Raw genomic sequence first — 1,524 nt, forward strand, 5'->3', positions numbered from 1 at the left:
GCGGGGGCGGCGTATCTGCCGATCGATACCGGGTATCCGGTGCAGCGGTTGGAGTTCATGCTCGAAGACGCCGCCCCGGTGTGCGTGCTGACCACCGCCGCCGAGCTGGACTCACTGCCCGCGGGCAATATTCCGGTGCTCCTGTTGGAGGAGACCACCGGCTACGACGATTCGCGCGTCCGCAACCGCGAGCGGGTGCGGCCCCTGCGCCCGGACAATCTGGCGTATGTCATCTACACCTCCGGTTCGACCGGGGTGCCCAAGGGTGTGGGTGTGGCGCACCGCAACGTGGTCGAGTTGTTCGCCAACACCCAATTGCTGTTCGAGTTCGACGAGACCGATGTGTGGACGCTGTTCCATTCGTTCGCGTTCGATTTCTCGGTGTGGGAGTTGTGGTGCGCGCTGGCCAACGGCGGCAGCGTGGTCGTGGTCGACTACGTGACCTCCCGCTCGCCGGAGCAGTTCCGCGAACTGCTGATCCGCGAACAGGTCACCGTGCTCAACCAGACCCCCTCGGCGTTCTACCAGCTCGCCGAGGCCGACCGGGCAGCACACCACGACCAAGGCAAGTTCGCGCTGCGCTACATCGTGTTCGGCGGTGAGGCACTGGATCTGCGCCAGCTGCGGCGCTGGTACGAGCGTCATCCGGTGGACGCGCCGTGGCTGGTGAACATGTACGGCATCACCGAGACCACGGTGCACGTGTCGTTCCTGTCGTTGGACGAGCAGATGGTCGACAACCCGGCCAGCGTGATCGGGCGGGCGCTGCCCGGTCTGGACGCGTACGTGCTCGATGACCGGTTGCACCCGTCGCCGGTCGGGGTGGCCGGAGAGATCTACGTCGCGGGCGCGCAGCTCTCGCGCGGGTATCTCGGCCGTCCCGGTCTGGCCGCGACACGGTTCGTGGCCAACCCGTTCGGTGCGCCGGGCTCGCGGATGTACCGCAGCGGTGACATCGGCCGGTGGGTCGGATTCGGTGGTCGAGCAACCCTGGAGTACGCCGGTCGCGGTGATCAGCAGGTGCAGTTGCGTGGCTTCCGCATCGAGCTCGGGGAGATCGAGGCGGCGCTGCTGCGCTGCCCGGGCGTGAGTCAGGCGGTGGTGCTGGTCCGCGCCGACGAGCATGCCGGTGACCGTTTGATCGGGTACGTCGTGCCCGACGCCGGGGCGAGCTTGGATGCGTCGGTGCTGCGTACCCAGGTCTCGGAGTTCTTGACCGGGTACATGGTGCCGGATGCGGTGGTCGTGCTCGAGGTGTTGCCGTTGACGGCGAACGGGAAACTGGACCGCCGGGCGCTGCCCGCGCCGCAGGTGGTGTCGGCGGTGGCGTTCCGCGCGCCGAGTTCGCCGGTGGAGCAGGCAGTGGCCGAGGTGTACGCCGGGCTGCTGGGCGCCGGCGAGGTCGGGTTGGACGACGACTTCTTCGCCTTGGGCGGCAACTCGCTGCTGGCCACCCGCGTGGTCGCACGCATCAACGAAGCCCTCGACGCCGATGTCGCGGTACGCGAACTGTTCGAAGCCCCG

At 68.1% G+C, this 1,524-nt stretch carries 1 protein-coding gene; it reads left to right on the top strand.

Going from position 1 to position 1,524, the window contains the following annotated elements; all coding sequences use genetic code 11:
- The coding region (locus ABZ824_RS39710) for an amino acid adenylation domain-containing protein (RefSeq protein WP_356970052.1) at positions 1-1,524 on the top strand (1,524 nt) is incomplete at both ends.

The sequence above is a fragment of the Nocardia sp. NPDC047038 genome, assembly GCF_040644075.1.
In the GTDB taxonomy this organism is placed as follows: Bacteria; Actinomycetota; Actinomycetes; order Mycobacteriales; family Mycobacteriaceae; genus Nocardia; species Nocardia sichangensis.